The organism is Bacillus sp. LR--39 (assembly GCF_053613335.1).
In genome coordinates this window covers 1-739 of record NZ_JBSIOT010000801.1, presented here as the reverse complement: position 1 = coordinate 739, position 739 = coordinate 1, and the positions used below count along the sequence as shown (strand labels likewise).

The following is a 739-nucleotide window of genomic DNA, read 5'->3' as shown; positions in this document are numbered from 1 at the left end:
CGCTGATCAGTGTTTTAAACATGCCCAGCTTTTCTGAAACCCGGCTGCCGATAAGGCTCCCGAGCATATTTCCCAGTCCGAGTACAAGCATAGCTGCGCCAATTTGTGACACGGTTAAATGATAATCCGCGGAAAGCCAAGTACCCAGAAAGCTGAACGAAGCGAAGTTTCCGGTTTGAAACAGAAAATAGGCAAGCAGAATGACCGATGTTTTCGGCAATGAAAAAAGCTCCCGGTAGGGGTTGACAATTGATGGTCGCGCCAATGGTTCAGAAGGCAGGATATCAGGCATGACCGCCGCCAGGATCAATAGAAGAATAAGCGAGCACGCTGACAAAACGAAAAATGGCGTATGCCATGTAAAGGAAGCGAGAAACCCTCCAATAGGAAGTCCGAGCATTTGTGAAGCGGCCAAACCTGCTGTCGCAATCCCCATGCCTTTTATGATCTGAGAAGGCTGGACAATGACTGGGATGGACGCCCAAATTTGAGGCGTCACAAACGCAGCGCTAACGCCTGCGGCAAAACGGAACAGGCACATGGCGGCAAAAGAGGGAGCGATGCCGCATAAAAATGTGGATACGATAAAGCCTGCAAGTCCCCACAGCATGACTGTTTTCCTGTTCAGCCGGTCTGAGATTGGGCCTGCAATGAAAGCGAAGAGCGCATAACCGAGTGCATAAGCACTGACCATCCAGCCTGACAAATCAGTAGAGACATGAAACTGATCCTGTAAAAG

General features: G+C 49.8%; 1 protein-coding gene. It reads right to left on the bottom strand.

The window, feature by feature from the left end; genetic code table 11:
- Window positions 1-739, bottom strand: a 739-nt coding sequence (locus ACWHAR_RS26630) for an MFS transporter (RefSeq protein WP_452088371.1), incomplete at both ends; no start/stop codon positions are given.